The organism is Synechococcus sp. EJ6-Ellesmere, assembly GCF_024345875.1.
Classification (GTDB): domain Bacteria; phylum Cyanobacteriota; class Cyanobacteriia; order PCC-6307; family Cyanobiaceae; genus Regnicoccus_A; species Regnicoccus_A antarcticus.
Window position 1 is genome coordinate 1 of sequence record NZ_JAGQBY010000055.1, and the last position, 16,856, is coordinate 16,856.

General features: G+C 59.8%; 12 protein-coding genes. 7 read left to right on the plus strand and 5 right to left on the minus strand.

The features are described 5' to 3' along the window. Positions 1-433: 433 nt before the first annotated feature. Positions 434-1,642, plus strand: a complete 1,209-nt coding sequence (locus tag KBY78_RS07675) for a sodium:proton antiporter (RefSeq protein WP_255143092.1) — start codon at positions 434-436, stop codon at positions 1,640-1,642. 155 nt (positions 1,643-1,797) lie between these two features. Here KBY78_RS07675 and KBY78_RS07680 read toward each other — a convergent pair whose 3' ends face one another. Genes KBY78_RS07680 through KBY78_RS07695 form a run of 4 tightly spaced genes read right to left on the minus strand, consistent with a single transcriptional unit; the run spans position 1,798 to position 7,011 of the window. Next, positions 1,798-3,504 (minus strand): SulP family inorganic anion transporter, encoded by a 1,707-nt coding sequence (locus KBY78_RS07680; protein ID WP_255143093.1) that lies wholly within the window; start codon positions 3,502-3,504, stop codon positions 1,798-1,800. Positions 3,505-3,515: 11 nt separating this feature from the next. Next, a complete protein-coding gene (locus tag KBY78_RS07685) occupies positions 3,516-4,634 on the minus strand; it encodes an HlyD family secretion protein (RefSeq protein ID WP_255143094.1) in 1,119 nt (372 codons plus the stop codon). A 2-nt stretch (positions 4,635-4,636) separates the two neighbouring features. After that, positions 4,637-4,891 carry a DUF1656 domain-containing protein gene (locus KBY78_RS07690; protein WP_255143095.1) on the minus strand — a complete coding sequence of 85 codons (255 nt, stop codon included), beginning with the start codon at positions 4,889-4,891 and terminating at the stop codon, positions 4,637-4,639. Further along, positions 4,867-7,011 carry an FUSC family protein gene (locus tag KBY78_RS07695; protein ID WP_255143096.1) on the minus strand — a complete coding sequence of 715 codons (2,145 nt, stop codon included), beginning with the start codon at positions 7,009-7,011 and terminating at the stop codon, positions 4,867-4,869. The genes KBY78_RS07690 and KBY78_RS07695 overlap by 25 nt, the downstream gene beginning before the upstream one ends. 604 nt (positions 7,012-7,615) lie before the next feature. Here KBY78_RS07695 and KBY78_RS07700 point away from each other — a divergent pair. From KBY78_RS07700 to KBY78_RS07715, 4 genes are all read left to right on the plus strand, one after another. Then, positions 7,616-8,140, plus strand: coding sequence for a potassium channel family protein (locus tag KBY78_RS07700; RefSeq protein WP_255143097.1), 525 nt, complete (start codon positions 7,616-7,618; stop codon positions 8,138-8,140). Between the two features lie 120 nt (positions 8,141-8,260). Beyond that, positions 8,261-9,352, plus strand: coding sequence for a DUF389 domain-containing protein (locus KBY78_RS07705; protein WP_255143098.1), 1,092 nt, complete (start codon positions 8,261-8,263; stop codon positions 9,350-9,352). A gap of 242 nt (positions 9,353-9,594) precedes the next feature. Then, complete coding sequence (locus tag KBY78_RS07710; RefSeq protein ID WP_255143099.1) at positions 9,595-10,014, plus strand: hypothetical protein; 420 nt, start codon at positions 9,595-9,597, stop codon at positions 10,012-10,014. Beyond that, entirely contained in the window at positions 10,007-11,143 is a 1,137-nt protein-coding gene (locus KBY78_RS07715; protein WP_255143100.1) for a lipase family protein, read from the plus strand. The genes KBY78_RS07710 and KBY78_RS07715 overlap by 8 nt, the downstream gene beginning before the upstream one ends. A gap of 480 nt (positions 11,144-11,623) precedes the next feature. On the opposite strand, the gene KBY78_RS07720 is transcribed toward KBY78_RS07715, so the two are convergent. Next, positions 11,624-13,201 carry an alpha/beta fold hydrolase gene (locus KBY78_RS07720; protein ID WP_255143101.1) on the minus strand — a complete coding sequence of 526 codons (1,578 nt, stop codon included), beginning with the start codon at positions 13,199-13,201 and terminating at the stop codon, positions 11,624-11,626. Between the two features lie 761 nt (positions 13,202-13,962). On the opposite strand from KBY78_RS07720, the gene KBY78_RS07725 reads away from it, so the two are divergent. Further along, on the plus strand, positions 13,963-14,202 hold the full coding sequence (locus KBY78_RS07725) for a hypothetical protein (protein WP_255143102.1): 240 nt from the start codon (positions 13,963-13,965) through the stop codon (positions 14,200-14,202). A 924-nt stretch (positions 14,203-15,126) separates the two neighbouring features. Then, the gene (locus tag KBY78_RS16285; RefSeq protein WP_255143103.1) at positions 15,127-16,665 is read left to right on the plus strand and encodes a mechanosensitive ion channel family protein; all 1,539 of its coding nucleotides are present in this window, start codon (positions 15,127-15,129) and stop codon (positions 16,663-16,665) included. Positions 16,666-16,856: the final 191 nt, after the last annotated feature.

Sequence of the window (16,856 nt, forward strand, 5' to 3'; positions counted from 1 at the left end):
TGGGCCTTTACCGACGAAAGCTGGAACGATTGGCCAGTCACCGCATAGACGTGGCCATAGCCTGCACAAGTCCAGCTCAGACGCCCGTTACGGCGAGATATGGAGTCGGCCGTTTTTCAGGAGTCCCAACGTAGATGATTCATGGCGAATCCGTTGGGCATCTGCTGCCAACACGGCCGGTCCTGTCCTGCAAGGCATGGTGCGACCGTTGGTGGTGGAAAGGAAGGCGCGGAGGTCGCCGGCGTGCTCGAGGCCACGGCGGACTTCGACACCAGCCCGGAGGCCACCTGGTGGAGGAGGGCCTCGAACAGGTTGAAATGGCGCTTGTCAATCAGCCTCATACGTACCGGCTTGCCTGAAAGGGCGTGGCGCGCAGGAGGCTGTCGCTTTGCTAGAGCTCTGGGCTGGATGCCGGCAAGTTTGCCATGCAGCAATGAAGGATGGCTATCTCGACCTGGCGATCATCGCCATCATTGTCTATCTCTACGGCCTCGTTTCGGCCCGGCTGAGGAGTTCACCGATCTCCGGTGCCCTGGTGTTCCTCATTCTGGGAGTGCTGCTGGGCCCGGCCGTCCTGGGCTGGCTGAGCATCAGGCCCACATCTGAGAACCTGAAGGTGATCGCCGAGCTCACCCTGTCCCTGATCCTGTTCACCGACGCCGCCAACGCCAACCTGTCCGTGCTGCGGCGGAACACCCGCCTGCCCGTTCGGCTGCTGGCGCTCGGCCTGCCGTTGACGATCCTGCTGGGGGTCGTGGTGGGAGCCGTCCTGTTTCCCGATCTCCAGCTGATGGAAGTGGCCATCCTTTCGGTGGTGCTGGCCCCCACCGATGCGGCCCTGGGGCAACCGGTGGTCTCCAACCCCCTGGTGCCAGCGGCGATCCGGGAAGACCTCAGCGTGGAGAGCGGCCTCAACGACGGCATCTGCGTTCCTCTGCTGCTGGCCCTGCTGGCCATGGCCGGACAGGCTGTTCCGGGAGGCGACACCCTCTCCATCCTGGGCGTCTTGTTTGTGCAGCAACTCGGGCTCGGCCTGCTGCTGGGGGGGACGATCACCTTCGCGGCCGTCTGGGGTCGCGACCGCTGCCGGGAGCGCCGCTGGATCAGCGACGACTGGCAACCTCTGCTCGCCATCGCCCTGCCGTTGACCTGCTTCGCCGTGGCTCAGGAGCTCGGCGGCAGCGGTTTCATCGCCTGCTTCACCGGAGGTCTGCTGTACGGCGCCCTCACCGGTCGCAGCAAGGCCGAGGAGCTGGTGGCTGCCGAAGCAACGGGGGACTCCCTCTCCCTGGTGACCTGGGTGGCCTTCGGTTCCGCCTCGGCCGTGGTGGCCGTTAGCCAGCTCAGCTGGAGCACCCTGACCTATGCCGTCCTCAGCCTCACCGTGGTGCGCATGGTGCCGGTGGCCCTGGTGATGGGCGGAATGGGCCGGGATCTGCCCACCAAGTTGTTCGTCGGCTGGTTCGGCCCCCGTGGGCTGGCGAGCATCGTCTTCGCCGTGCTGGTGCTGGATGCGGCCCTGCCCCACGGCCTACAGATTGTGTCGGTGGTGACGTTCACGATCCTGCTGAGCATCCTGGCCCATGGTCTCAGCGCCTCCCCCCTGGCCCGCCGCTACGGCTCCTGGATCAAGGCCCACTGAGGCTGACCGGCCAGCGAAGCAAGCCGTGTTGATTCAGGAGGGAATCACCGTTTCGGGGAGCATGAGCAGTGATCCGATCAGAAACCTTCGCCTCGTGATCCGTTGCTTCTCTTCTCTGTTGATGAGGCAGCGTCTGCCAAGGTCCCAGGATGAAGTCACACGACTGGCTTTTCTGAGAGATTGAGTTTGGGATTGACAGCTTCCAGGCCAGCAGAGAGCTCACGCACTGCTTTTTTCACGGTATGGAAGTTGGTTGTGGCGCTCTCGAGGCCATACCTGCGCAGCTGGTGCATCAGATGCTGGGACGTGACCACTACGGCCAGTTCCAAGGCCCGGCCATCCAGCTCTTTACGCAACTGAGTGAGTGTTTTTGCGGCCGAATAATCAATGTCATCAATGCCGGTGGCGTCGATCACCAGGCCCTTGATCGCAGGCTGATTCTGCTGAATCAGAGCCAGGATCTCCTCCTTGAAGTGATCGGCATTGGCATAGAAGAGGTTGGCTTCAAAGCGATAGGCCAGAATTCCAGGAGCGGCAAACACACCCGGCGCAATGGCCACCGTCTGCAGGTGGAATCCATCGGGACGCTCAGGATCGGGGGTCCAGAGGCAGGTGCGGGCCCGATAGGTGTGGCGCACCTGGTCGATCAACGAGAGGATCACCGCCAGGGCGATGCCCTCCATCACCCCCACCAGCGCCACGCTGAGCACCGTGAGGGCAGCGATCACGAATTCATTTCTCTGCAATCGGTAAAGCTCAGCCATACCCCGTACGTCGATCAGTTTGATCCCGATCAAGAACACAATCGTGGAGAGGACCACGTTGGGTACTAGACCCAGTGGCCCGGTGAGGAACAGCAGGACCAGGAGCACGACGATTCCGGTGGTCAGGTGGGTGATCTGGCTGCGCCCGCCTGCCGCATCCACCATCTCCGTTTTGGTGGGGCTGCCGTTGACCACGAAGGTGCCACTGATGCCGGCGCCGAGATTGGCGCAGGCCAGGCCGATCAGATCCCGGTTCTCCACGAAGGTTTCCTGGTAGCGCTGGGCATAGGCCCGGGAGGTGGCGGCACTCTGGGCGATGATCACCAGGAAACAGGACCCGGCTGCCGCGAAGATCTTGTCGTAGCGAATCCCTTGCAGCGGGGGCAGGGACAGATTGGGGAGACCACTGGGAACGGTTCCCACCACACCGATGCCATGGCTCTGGAAATCCAGCATCCAGCTCGCCAGGACGGCTCCGATCACGGCGATCAGGGCCCCGGGGAGTTGTGGGGCCCATTTCTTTGCCACCAGAATCACCACGAAGACCGACATCGCCACAAGCGTTGCTGGCCCGTTGGCCTGGCTGAGGCGCTGAAACACCGACAGCACCTGTTCGAAGGCTCCGGATCCCTGCCTCGGCAGACCGATCAGCCCGCCCAATTCTCCTGCAGCCACCTGGAGGCCAATACCGGTGAGCAGGCCGATCAGGGCGCTGCGGGAAAGGAAATCCGCCAGGAAGCCCAACCGGAACAGAGCGGCAAGCAGGAGCATCACCGCCACCACCAGGGCGGTGAGGGCGGTGAGGCCCACGTATTCGGGCGAGTAAGGAGCCGCCGCACCGATCAAGGTGGCCGCCAGAATCGCCGCGGTGGCTGAATCAGCCCCCACCACCAGGTGCCTGGAGGAGCCCAGGGCCGCAAAGGCCAGCACCGGCAGCAGCAGGGTGTAAAGCCCTGTGATCACAGGCGTCTGGGAAATTCGGGTGTAACCCATCACCTCCGGTATCGCCAGGGCCGCCAGGGTGATGCCCGCTACGCCATCTCTAACGAGGGTGCTGCGGGTGAGAGGGCCCAGGCTCTGGAACAGCGTTGATCGCATGTTTGGGGTTGTTATGGGGTTGGAGAATCAGAAGGCCCGCGGTGGGTCCCTGTCTTCACCAACACGGACGCTGTGCTGCCAAGGCGGAGAATCACCTGTGGGGGTAAATCCTCGACCTCGATTCTTACGGGAATTCTCTGGGCAAGGCGAATCCACTCAAAGGTTGGATTCACAGTCGGCAGCAGGAATTCGCCTGTGCTGCCATTGTCCTGGGCGATGCCCCAACCGATGCTTTCCACCTTGCCCACAAGGGGCTGCTGGGGATAGCTCATCAGGGTGACCGTGGCCTGATCTCCCGGCTGGATTCTGCCGATCCAGGTTTCACGGAAGTAGGCATCGATCCTGAAGCTGTTTCTGTCTACCAGGGCCAGGGCTGGCTGATTCGCCACCGCCTGGCTGCCCCGTTGCAGGTTGAGGTTGGTGACGAGCCCATCGACCGGGGCACGAACGGTGGTGAACTCGAGATTCAGTTCCGCGTTTCGCAGGGCGGATTTTGCCGCTCGCACCTGGGCATTCTGATCACCCGGCGCCCCAAGTTTGGCAATGGCCTGTTGCAGGGAGGCTTCCGACTGAAGCAAAGCGGCTTCTGCCTGCAGAATCGCGGCCTCGGCTTCTGCGATGCTGCTCTGGGCCGTGGCATAGGAAGCTGTTTGATCGTCGTATTGCTGCCTGGTGATAGCACCGGCTTTGATCAGTTGTGCTGCGCGGTCGAAATTGGCTTTGCTGTCAATCAGTTGCGCATTCAGGCCGGTTAGAACGGCTTTTTCTTTGCTGATCACTGAGCGCGCTTGCTTCACGTTGGCTCTGGCTGCTTCCACCTCCTTGGCCAGGGCGCTCACCTGATCGCGGGTGTTTTCAAGATCGGCCTTCGCCTGCGCCACACTGGCTTCAAACGTGCTGGGATCGATCTCAAACAGAAGCTCTCCTTTCTTTACCGGTTGGTTGTCCTTGATCGGCAGGCGGATGATCGGGCCGGAAATTCTGGATGTCACCTGGATGACGGTGGCACGCACCTGGCCGTCCCGAGTCCAGGGATTGCGAATGTAATCCCAGGTTTTAACCCCAAGCAAGCCAAGGGCGACAACGACCACGATCGTGGTGGGGAGATGGCGGCGCAGCTTGGGGTTCATCTTTATGCTGGCACGAGAAGGAAGCTGAAAATAACCGCATAGATGATAGTGAAGGCAAGAAACACAAGCAACGGGTTCTCGAAATAGTGGAAAAGATTAGCCTTGCTCAGAGCAGTGGCAGTGCCCCAGGCGGCCGCCATTCCGAGCAGAACGCATAGAAATAGTGGAGCAAAGAAAACTCCACGAATTTCAGCCTCGCGAGGAGGATGGCGTTGCAACGAGAACAACAGGGTCAGCAAAAGCGTGATTGTCTCCATCTCTCCCATTCAAACCAACCGGCGATCCCCTGCAACTCACGCATGGCCGATTCAAGACGAAAACCGCAGCCAAGCCACAGCGTAAGCCGGACCGTTTCACGTCCCTTCGCTTGGTCTGCGGGGAGGCCCTTGAGCTGGAAGGAGCAACCCTTATTGATGGCCTCCACCGCCTGCAACGCAGACACCAGGTGAAAGGGAGCTGATGGCAGCACGCCGTCCTCCAAGGATTTACGAAATTCAGGAAGCGAAGCAGATGGCAGGTTGAATGAAGGGGCGTTCAGTTGCGGAGTGGCCTCGCTCCATTCTTCCAGCCACAGCGATACTGATTGAACGGCATTCACCAGCTCATCTATTTGAGCTTGGTTTAGTTTCAGCACCTGAAGCGGCAATTTTACAGCCAGCGACGCTAATTTGGCTGGAATGTCGCGGGCCGCTTTACGATGGAAGGCCAGGAGGATCCTTTGCGGCCATCGGAGCGGGGTGCGGGCCATGTGCGTCGTTAATTCGACGATCGCATTGGCACTGAACATCAGCCGTCGCAGCAGTCTTAGGGCCTGCCTTTCAGGAAGCCAGGAAACAGGCAGGTCCTGCGAAAATGCTGAAATAGCGAATGCCATGAAGACGGCGATACTGAGATTGAGAAAGTTAATGAAATTATAGGTCTGTTGATTTCGAATGCTGCAGGCAACGATGAACAAACACAATGTGAGCGTCCTCATTGGGGCATTCTTGTAGTAGTAAGTGCCAATCGCAAAGCTCGCCATGGCCAGTACACTGGCGAGTCCAAAAAATCCATCCAACCTGGGAAGCACAAAGACATACACCACTCCAGTCGCCAGAAGAGCCTGAAGTGCTGGTGCGACCAAGGTCTGCCCTCTGAGCATCGGCGTCTGGGCCATCGTCAGGCCGATGCTTGGCATCAAGGAAATGATCGTGAGTCCAAGGGGAAGACCAGGAAGGTAGATCCACAGCAGCACAGCGATCCAGATCTGCACCATCAGTCGGCTGGCCAGCCAGAGGTGATCCGGATCGATCATGGCCAGCCGCACGTACAGATGCGTCCGCAAGCCAGAAGAAGAGGCCTGGTCGTTGCCGGATGGGTCTGGATGGATGAGGCCCCACAGGCGAGCGCTGAGCTCGTCGAGATGTTGCAACGGCCTCCAGCTGGCCTGAAGACGGGCTCGCTCTTGCATCGAGCACTCCATCCTCTCGGGCGAGATCGGCCCCAGCAACCGTGAAGATGGCGGCGGCGATCCTGGTGATTGCCCCGCCATGGCTTGCCCAATCGCTGCGAAGCGTTGCTCCACCCCCTTGTGCAGGAGGCTCACGGAAGGTTCCAACAGAAGTCGTTCCCGTTCAGCCAGACCCAATCCGGCCAGTCGAACGTGGTTCAGAACCCGGGGCAGGGCCCTCAAACCAAGTGCTGCACGGTGCCAGCGGCGACGTTCCCTCCAGATGGAGCCACTTTCCAGCGCGGCTGGCGCCACCAAGGATTCGAGCGTGGCGGCCTCGGCATCGAGTTGCCGGAGATCCTTTGCCATCTGGGGATCGCTCGTGCTGTTGCCCGCGTAGGGGGCAAGGCATGACTCCAGCAGGGAGCCAAGCCGTTGCGACATCGCCAAGATGTTGGCCTGGAAAGTGCCTCCCGTGCTGCCGGTGGGGATGAGAAAGCCGCTGAAGGTATAGGCAAGAATTCCTGTTCCCGTTTCCTGCAGGCGCTCCATGGCGACGTTGAAGTCTGTGAGGCCGTCAGGCGGTCCACCATCGATCGCGATGATGGCAGCCACAAATCCTGACACCATCCAGGCGTAGGGATAGGGGCTGCCCAGCATGCGGTAGCAGCAGAATCCCTCATACAGCGAGAGGGAAAGAAAGAACCACCAGCGTTCCTGAGGAAACAGTGCAATCAGGCTCAGGGCCACCACAGCAGCCGCAAGAGTTCCCACAATGCGCAAGATAATTTTCAGCAGGGATTGGCCGGCGCTGTCCAGACTCAGCACTGTCACGGAGAGGCCTGCCCAGAACGGCTTCTGCCAGTCCATCGACAGGGCTACCCCACAGGCCAGGACCATCGCCAGGGCAAGGCGCAGGCCGAATCGGATCCGAGGAGAGAGATTCACGCGCTTGACCGACCCATCGAGTTGACTTTGCAACGAACCTTTGCCAAATGGTAAACTACTCTGCAACCAATGCCTGATCCATTCAGCAACATTTCTGACAAGAACAGAGAGTACTGATAGGAAGGAGATAGCTCATCACATGGGTCTTTGCGTTGAATCTTACTGGTTTCCGCCTGAGGCACTGCACCGAACGGGCATCACCGCGTTGGGCATAGCGCTACATCATGTCCGGCTTGCAGGCATGCTTGGCTTGACCCATACCAGAACAGCTGAGCATGGCTCGATCAAGTTAGTCTTGGATGACGAGGAGGGCTTTCAACTTCAAGGCTTAGAGCGATTGCTAACCCCATTGGAAGGCCAACAACTGTTCCCGTTTTATGCTTTCTATCACCACCATGGCAGCGAGGAGGGATCAAGTAATTCTCCAACATCACTTGGTCTTGGGCGATTGTGAGACATTTAAAGATTATGTGATACTTCATTGCCGTGCCGAAGTACATTGCCTGTCAAGCCAGTCTCCTTTGCCAAGGCAAGAAGTGGGGCTGGTTTACATTGAACAGCCTCCACCATAATGACAATTTCAAGAATAAGAAGGTCATGCCTATTGGCCGTCGTCTTTGGACTGGCTTGGGTGATTATCCCCACATCCCCTGGCATCGCAAGGGTGATAACAGAGCGCGCCACTATTGATAGTAGCAACACCCTACAGCAGCTGGGCTTGAGCCTAATGCTGCTGTTGATCGGTACGCTGCTGCAGATGGCGGCTACAAACATCGTGCTCGCTTGGATTTACAGCCGCACATTCGAGCGATGGTCCAAGGCACGCTCAGTTCGCTCGGCCATCGCCATGATGCTCTCGTTGTTTGTGCTGTTTGCCACCGCCGTCTTGCAAGTGATGCTGTGGGCCCTCCTCTATGACCTGGGAGGAGCGCTGGACTCGTTCAGCGAAGCACTGTATTTCTCCCTGGTCACCTTCACGAGCCTGGGTTATGGGGATGTGACGGTAGGAGTGCATTGGCGTTTGGTGGCTGGCTGTCAGGCACTTTCCGGCCTGCTCCTTGTGGGATGCAGTACGGCACTGTTGGTGGTGGTGCTACAGCGCATCTGGATAGCCCGACACCAGAATTGAAGAACTTATATCCTTGGGGCCCCCGGGGTCAGGAAAGATGTCAGCCCTTTGATTCGGCATCCGGGGGTTTGAGGAGTTCAGGCCAGCAGTAACAGCGGCCCCGACACGCACTACATCATCATGACGATCCTTCAGCCGTTCAGTAAGTTGTTGAAAACTATCGAACCACTATGGAAGATTCACTTTGAGCCAAGGGTACCTGCCGAGGAGCTGGCTAAATCTCGAACTGCAGGGTCTATTCCCTCATTTGGATTTTTCTTTCTGCTCACGCTGGCATCGATAATTGCAACCCTGGGACTGATTACGAACAGCTCTGCAGTAATTATTGGCGCCATGATAGTGGCACCCCTGATGAATCCAATTCTCAGCCTTTCATTTGCTACTGCAACTGGTAATTGGGCCTTGTTCTTGCGCTCAGGATTGACAATAGTGCTGGGCTCCTTCCTGGCCATGGGAGTGGCTTTTCTTGTGACGGTACTATCGCCGTGGGATGTTGTTGGCTCAGAACTTCTAAGTCGAACTCGTCCAACAATGCTGGATCTGGGGATTGCAATTGCAGCTGGAGCAGCTGGCGCATTCTCATTGACAAGGATGAGTATCGCCAGCTCAATTGCGGGAGTGGCGATTGCAGTAGCTTTGGTTCCTCCCCTGTGCGTTGTGGGAATCGGGCTCGCCGGAGGAAGCGCAATGACGGGTGTATTCGGCAATTTCTATGTCACAAATCTCGATGTTGCAGGCGGAGCATCCCTACTCTTTTTAGCAAACCTGATAGGTATAACGATCTCGGCCTGTTTGGTTTTTGTACTCCAATCTTACGGAAGTTTGCGCAAGGCGCTTAAATCACTTGCGCTGGGTCTGCTCGTTGCCCTCATGCTTTCTCGGCCACTTGGGACATCGCTGCATGAATTTGCAGTGGACAACAGAGTTCAGCTCGAATTACATGGACTGCACAGAGACGGTAGATTCCGAGATGTCAATCTGATTCATCGTGTTGATACCAAATTAGTTAATGGCGTAGCCTATGTGAATATTTTCGGCGCAGCCAATGAAGAATTCATTGAGGATCAGAAAAACATTGACAATCTTGATCAACGCATCTTCAACGCGATCCAGCCCATGGGAGTCCATACCATGCACATTGCCATTCGGATTGCCCCCATAGAAATCTTTGAATATCGCAATACCAGCTCTTCCTATTCATACCAACCCTAGCCAGGCAGGTATTGGAGTGTGTAGGCATGGGGTGTGAGGTCTTGGGCTGTTGGGTCGCACCACAACCCTGTCGGCCTCACACCCCTTTGTCAGCCGGAACAACCTGGTGACACTACACAGCTAAGGACAGTCTCCATGGTGCTCATTTCCCGGAAAGACATGCGATGCTTGGAAACATGGAGCTTGTGCTAGATCCCCGGATGATTACTGGCCACCTACGTGTTACAGACACCGAGGAGCGAGTGCAGCAGCGCATCGTTGGGCGGTATGAAGCGGTGCAGGGAATGGTGGTGGATTACGCACTGGGGCTGGCCATCCTCGGGCTGTTTCGGGAGTTTCTCACCCCGGTGCTTGTGATCACAGTGTTGCTAGTGGCCAAGATGGTCTGGGATATCGCGCGTCTTTGGCGCTTCGCGATCAGCTTCAACCCGATCGCGGTGCTTGGCCAGATGGTGCTTACCGTAGGTGCATGTGCGATCGCGTTGCTGGCCTGGTGCTCACTGGAACTTCTCGGTGCCATTGTGCCAGGGATTGAAAGCTTTGCCCTGTCGGCAGGGCTGATGAGTGGAGCCTGGACCCTGGGAGCTGCGTTCAATACGTTCTTTATGAATGGGTTCCTTCGTGGTCATTCGAGGATTTCCCTGGAGGCGAACGATGCCTGAATGGCGTCGCCGTACGATTCTTTTGACTGCCCTGGGTGTTGGCAGCATGGCTTCGGGGCTAGGCAGTGTTCTGCGGCGCAGCACGATTCTCTCCAGGCAGGCAGAGCTTACAACCCAATTCCTGAACAATCCTCAGGCGGTTGAAGAAGCCGTGACCCGGGCCATCGAGGGAGATATCGAGACCACTGCTGAGGTGCAACGCATCCTCTCGGGGCTAAACCTCACAGCTCCACCGAATCCCTATGAACGCTCAATCTCGAAGACGTTGATTCTGGCGAGCCGTCTGGCTACAGAGCAATACCTCACTGGCAAGTTCAATCTCCGCTACAGGGGCGCCATCGATACTCTGCCCAGTTTCGGGGAACGCTTGGCTGGCTACATGCAGGTTGCCTCAATTAAAGGGCCTGACATGGCCACCGCCGAAAGACAGGTGCCCCTCAACGACCGGCGAAAGCAGGACCCTCTCCTGGCAGGGATCAACCTGATTCGCATCCGGATTCAGGGGGTGGCGAGCCAGGCCTTGGTGGAGCAGTGGAGCTATCCCGTGTATTGGGGTTTCGTGCTCACGTGCCCAGAGCATCACATCCTGGTGCTCAGAGGCACTCAGCGGGGACACGAATGGCTGCAGACACTCAACGCCAAGCAGATTGCCAGTGATGATGTGCCCACGCTGGGCTTTCGCGGCAGAGTTCATCGCGGCTTCGCCACGATCTATGGTCGCCTCAGTAACGCCATCATTGAAGCCGTACAACAATTGGATGTGAACAAGCCCCTCTATCTCTCAGGGCACAGCCTTGGTGCACCGTTGGCTAGCCTGGCTGCACTAGACATTTCGCAGAAGGTCGCTGCACTGCGTAGCAATCTCAGGTTGTACACCTATGCATCTCCACGGCTGGGGGATCCAACTTTTGCGGAGGCTTTCAACAGGATCGTTCCAAATGCCTACAGGGTCATCAACCAGGCAGACTTGGTGCCCAACCTGCCACCGACGAGCGCAGCAAATGTGGTGTATGTCCATGCAGGTGAGCAGTGGGCCTTTACATCTGCCGCTGGTGACATCGGCCCAAACCATTTCATCAGCGCCTACCGCCATGCCATTGAAAACGAGATGGAACAACGCGCGGGCTGAACATTTAGAGACCGCGAGGCCATGGAGTCGCTTGACGGCCCCAGGGCGTTCGTCACCCTCCTGACGGTGGATCGGGGCGCGGAGAGTGTTTTGCGACACGGCGGAACTTGCAGCGCTGGTGTCGTCGATCCTCGGTCTGTTGTCATTCCTGCGGATCGAGCATCTGCCGCTGGGCGGTGCGCAGGCCCTTTGATCCGCAAGTGCCGTGGAGCCGCCGGCGCTGAAGCGAGCCAGCCAACTATGGGTACTGTGTAGCTTGCCCCTGGATTGCGCCACAAAGGCTTTGAGGGGCACTCCCACATCGAGGTGCAGACGGATCAGCCGTTATCGACTCATCTGCGTCGGCTGGGCAGGGGCTGGCTCGGCGGGTCTGGTGAGGTCTTGGGACGGGCGGTGACCCCCCGACCCTGGCGATCTCACACCCAATCGTCAGCTGAACAACCTGGTGGGACTCCACATCTCGTTCAGTGGGAACCAGTCCTATGGCGGGCCGGTGATGGTCTGCTGAGGCCTCGGCGTTGCGGGGGTGGCTTCGACCAGTGGCACCCTGGCGTCTCCCCAGCCGGTTGCCGGCAGCAGGGGGGGCGCTCCCGCGGAGGGGCGGGCGGAGTTGCCTGCGCCCAACACCTGTTGCACCCAGCTGAGCATCAGACCCCGCAGCACGGCCTTGTCGGCTGCTGCTCCTGGGCGCAGGTTGAAGTGGGTGCCGCCCCCTGCCAGCACCAGCTGATGGCCGCGGCTTTCCGGCTGTCCCTGGAAGGGGGTGAGGGCTTCGGGGCTAAAGGGCACCACCCAGTCCTTCGAGCCGCTCACCACCAGGGCCCGGCCATTCATGGCCTTCGAGGCCCCTTGGTCGAAGAGCAGCCGCATCGGCGGGCTCACGGCCACCACGCCGAACACCCGGGGTTCCGCCATATCCGCCTGGTTGGCAGAGCGCAGAAAGCTGCACTGCAGCACCCAGCTCACATTCGCCTCGGGATCGTTCAGATTCCCGCAGCGCTGGCCAAGCCTGGCGTCGCTGGGCTTGAGGCCAGCAAGCTGCAGCGCGGTGATCGCCCCCCACGAGTGCCCCAGCACCACCACCTGCTTGGAGGGGATCGGGCCCAGAGCAAAGCGGTCAGCATCCACCGCTGCCAGGAGGGCGCGAACATCCAGGGGGCGCAGGCCCAGCTCCTCGGGCTCCGGTGGGGGGATGGCGCCGGAGAGCATGGCGGCCTGCTGGGCCTGGTCACTGCCGGGGTGCTCCGGCAGCAGCACCGCGTAGCCATGGCTGGCGAGATGGTGCCCCCAGCCCTCGAAGTTCAGGGGGGCATCCCACAGCCCGTGGGAGATGAACACCAGGCCAATGGGATGCTCCCCCTGGGGCAGCAGGGCCACGCTGCGCAGGGGGTGCTGGCGATGGGACACCGGAAGCTGCAGCTCGCGGCGCCGCACGGTGTAGAGGCCCGGCAGGTTCAGATCCGGATCGGCTTCCACCGCAGGCTGTTTCGCCAGCAGGGACTGGGCCGGTGCCTGCTGGCGCTGCAGCCGATCGAGGGAGAACAGGGCGCGCTCCAGATCGATGGACGCCCGCTTGCCGGGCATGGCCCGCAGCAGGGAAAGCAGCGTCACCGACCCCTCCCGCTCACTGAGGCTCAGGGCCAGGGAGAGCTTCTCCCCGCTCAGATCGGTGGGCAGACCATCGACGCGTACCAGAGCTGTGGTGGCCAGCAGGGCTTCCCGCAGCAATGGTGAGCCCACGGAGCCCTGCAGCCCCTTGGCCACGCCGGGGGGAAGCTGGATCGGATGGTTGAACAGCCGCAGCACTTTGGGCCCGATCACGCCATCGCTGGCACGGTCGAGCTCGGCCAGGTCACTGCGGCCAGCCAGCAGATCCTCAGCGCTGCTCAGTTCATCCAACCGCACCACCAGGTTGGCGCCGATCAGGGGCAAGCGGAGCTCGAGTTCATCGAGGGCCACTGCCGGCTCTGCCCCCAGCAGAAGAGGGGCTGCGGCCAGGAGGCTGCGGACAAGAACCGGGAGCTGGGTGCGCCGTGGGCCGCGGCGGAAAGGATCCATCGGGCTGGAGAAGAGCAAGAGAACTTCCGCGACCGGGACGATCAGTGCCGGCCGTCTGATGAAAGTGTATGAAGCCCGGTTCTATCAGGCCGCAGGGCGCCAGCCTTGGCGACCGAAGGATGAGCGGTCCATGGCTCACGGCAGCTGCAGCGCGTCTGGGGTGTACGGATCTGGAGCAGTTGATTTCCAGTAGCCATAAGCTATAATCATACTTATTATGGTGCAAACTCACCTCCCAAGATGAGTGTTGCGAGGTGATGAGCCGGGATCACTGCTCAAATAAAGGCTCATCTAAGCTACCTTCCGGTAGTGTGTTGGTACAGCGAGCTCAACAACTTTTTTGTCTGAGACGGCTTGGCGTGAGAACAGTCGATCGTCACCCCAGGGCTCTGTCTGCTTGTTTCCACTGCCTCGTTTTCGCGAGCTCTTTGTGGAGTGTTCTCCCTGCACCGGCTGCCTCTGCTGAAGATCCTTCCGGGGCTGCTGCACCAGTCGCAGGGGCTCAAGTCCCACGACCGTGCCGGATGGGGCTGCCGCTCTGGATCCGTCGATGCAGCGCATTCGGGCCCAGGCCGATCCCGAGCTGCGAAGCAAGCTGCTGCTCGATCTCGCCGAACGCTGCCTGAGCCAGCCCTGCCCGTTGCCCGTGGCCAACCTGCTGGTGGAGGGGGAGGCAGCGGTGGCCCGAAGGGAGGTTCTTCTGCTGCACCTCGGCCTGGCCCTACGCCGAGCTCGGGGAAGAGGAGCAGGCCGGTCGCGCCGTGGCGGAGAGCGAACAGCAGCATCGGGCCGCAGTGGAGCGGAGCACGTCCTGTCCGTTTCCCGAAGAGAAGCTCCAGGGCGGGGTGGGCCTGGCGGTGAGTGCTGCTACCTATGAGAAAACTACGGCCAATGCGGTGGCCACCTTCGATCTCTACAAGCAATGGCCCCGCAACGACTTCGAGGCCGATCTGTTTGCCTCGATCAACTACGACAGCTCCCGGGACTTGAATCTCACCTGACCGATCAGCCAGGGGTTCGCGGGTTACCGTCATCGCCTGGACCGGCGCAATTTTCTGTTCATCGATCAGCCTGTCGCGGTGAACGACAGCACGTTCTCGACCCAGGACGACGACGATGATGTCTCCGTTCTGTTCAGCACGCTGTTGGCTACGGCTATAACTTCTGGCAAGGGGTGGATCCGAGCTCATTCCAGGCCGTGCAGCTCGGCGTGGGGCCACGCTATGAATAGGCAGACATCAACCTGACCAGGCAACGCGATCAGGTGGATCCCATTGCTGCCTTGGTGTATCGGAGTCGTGATGTTCCCATCAGTCCTGCCCAGTGAGTGGAGCCAGGTATTCGCGCTGGCCACCCCTGTGAAGTCCTTCGATGAAGCTTTCCTCTGCTCGTCAACCCGGCTGGACTGGCCGATCACCAAGCAATGGATGCGGACGAACCGTCTTTCGCTGCGGTACCGATCACGGCCTCTCGAAGCAGGTTTCAAGCGACTGAATGGGATCCTGTCCTCGGGCCTCACCTACAAGTTCTGAATGCCCTTCCCTCTCCCCCCTGGACCGGCTCCTCTGAAGCGAAAGCTGCTGGTGTGCCTGCTGCCTGCTCTGGGCTGCCTGCTGATCGTGCTGACCGGCCTACTGCCGGTGCAGGCTCAGTTTCTTCCTGCTCTTGAGGCCTCGGCGACACAAGTGACTTCGTCACAGTTTCTGCCTGTCTTTTCCCAGGGAAACGTGGAATTGTCTCCCGTGTTTCTTGATGGCCGGATCATCGGAACAGTTTCGGGATTCATTGATTTCAAGTCATCGGGAGCGCCCTCAGGGGATGATGCCGCCTATTCAGCGTCCGAGCGTGCCCATGTGATTCACAGCCGTCTACAGAAGATTCTCACCTCGATGACGAGATATACATCGAGATCATTGTCCCAGCCCGTGGATCAACAGCGCGATCCCACTGTCTTCCAGCTTCGTAACCTCCTGGCCCGAAACCTACATACCTTCGTGCAACAGGTGGGTTCCCGCTACGACGTGTTCCTCGTGTTCCCCCGGTCCGATCCCCCCGAGCTGATCTTCACGGTCACGCCTGCCGATGTGGCCAAGATTCGGGAAGACAGTTCCGAGCCTGTCGCCATTGCCCGTCGCGTCGCCAGCGGGGTGCGGATGAGTCTTCTGGATGCCTGGGAGCAACGCCAGCCCCCCGCCCTTTGGCAGGCGGCCCGTCGGGGTGGTCTTGGCCTTGTCCTGCTCTTCCTGGCGAGCGCCCTTGGCGCTGTCATTCAGAAGCGTCTGTCTGGGGCTTACCAGGCGCTCACCGCCGGGCTTCACCAGGTGATCCAGGAGGAGCACCCTCCGGATGGAGACTCCTCATCCCGAGAGAGCGAAAGCAACATCCTGCATGTCCATAGGCGGCTGAGCGTGCGGATGTCCCTGCGGCAGCGCCTCAGTCTGATCTCCTTCTACCGCTCCTCCCTGTTCTGGGGGCAGTGCCTGCTCTGGGCCTGCGGCATTGCCTGGCTGGCGGGCCTCTTCTACTGGAGCCGGCCCTTCAGCAACTGGGTCTTCGGCATTTCCGTGCGCGGACTGTTCTCGACGGGGCCTGCATTTGCCCCCGAGAACCAGGGATGGGCGCCCCTGGATTGGGTCATGACCCTGGGGAAGGAAGCCACGATCGGCATTCCGCTGCTGATTCTCTTCCTGGCGATGTTGACCAGGATCTCGATCAAAGCCGGGAACGTCTTCTCTGACCGGTATGTGAATCGCTGGGCACAGCTTCAGGACGACACGCGGGCCAGGTTAAGGGCGCCGACGTTGTCCCGTGCGCTGAAGGCGTGGGTGCGTGTCGGCGTCTATCTCCTCCTCGGCATGGTGATCTTCTACCAGTTGCATCAACTGGGAGCGTTGACCCAGGCCGTGGCAATTTTGCTGGGTTTTCTGAGCTTTGCCCTGTCGTTGGCTTCGCAGAATCTGCTCAAGGATCTGATCAGTGGGCTGATGATCCTGATTGAAGACCAGTTCGCGGTCGGGGATGTTGTGTGCATCGGCGACCAGAGCGGCCTGGTGGAGAGCGTGGGTCTGCGCGTCACCCAGTTGCGCAACCTGGATGGGGAATTGATCAGCATCCCGAACGGCACCATTGACACGGTGCGCAATCTCTCCAGCAGCTGGTCACGTGTGAACTATGCCCTCACCGTGTCAATCGCAGCGGATGTGGATGCGGTCATGGCCCTGATGGAATCTGTGGCTCAAGATCTTTACCACGAGCCTGCTTGGGCCGACCGCATTCTCGAGCCTCCGGAGATGCTCGGCATCGATGAGATTGCCCACAGCGGCGTGCTCATCCGCATCCTGATCAAGACCCAACCCCTGCAGCAGTGGCCTGTGGGCCGCGAATACCGCCGCCGCCTGAAGCAGGGCCTCGATGCCTCCGGCATCGCTGTGGGGGTTCCACGGCTCGATCTTGTGGGCCATTGACCGCTCCTTCCCTCGCTTACAACCAGGCCCCAGCACGAAATTCCGCAGTCGCCAGCCGAGACCCCTTAGGAGTTTGCTGAAAAACCCGCCCAAATCTGCGAAAATGGGCCAACTGCCCAGTCCAGATGCGAGGTCACCGGGAGCGCAGCGGCTCCCTGTTCTCCTACGTGTCGATTGAGGAGCGGATCCCG

What these genes read in the sequence shown, in the direction of transcription:
- KBY78_RS07675 (WP_255143092.1), top strand. Translation starts at nt 434, where the DNA reads ATGAAGGATGGCTATCTCGACCTGGCGATCATCGCCATCATTGTCTAT.
- KBY78_RS07680 (WP_255143093.1), bottom strand. Translation starts at nt 3,504, where the DNA reads ATGCGATCAACGCTGTTCCAGAGCCTGGGCCCTCTCACCCGCAGCACC.
- KBY78_RS07685 (WP_255143094.1), bottom strand. Translation starts at nt 4,634, where the DNA reads ATGAACCCCAAGCTGCGCCGCCATCTCCCCACCACGATCGTGGTCGTT.
- KBY78_RS07690 (WP_255143095.1), bottom strand. Translation starts at nt 4,891, where the DNA reads ATGGAGACAATCACGCTTTTGCTGACCCTGTTGTTCTCGTTGCAACGC.
- KBY78_RS07705 (WP_255143098.1), top strand. Translation starts at nt 8,261, where the DNA reads ATGACGATCCTTCAGCCGTTCAGTAAGTTGTTGAAAACTATCGAACCA.
- KBY78_RS07715 (WP_255143100.1), top strand. Translation starts at nt 10,007, where the DNA reads ATGCCTGAATGGCGTCGCCGTACGATTCTTTTGACTGCCCTGGGTGTT.
- KBY78_RS07720 (WP_255143101.1), bottom strand. Translation starts at nt 13,201, where the DNA reads ATGGATCCTTTCCGCCGCGGCCCACGGCGCACCCAGCTCCCGGTTCTT.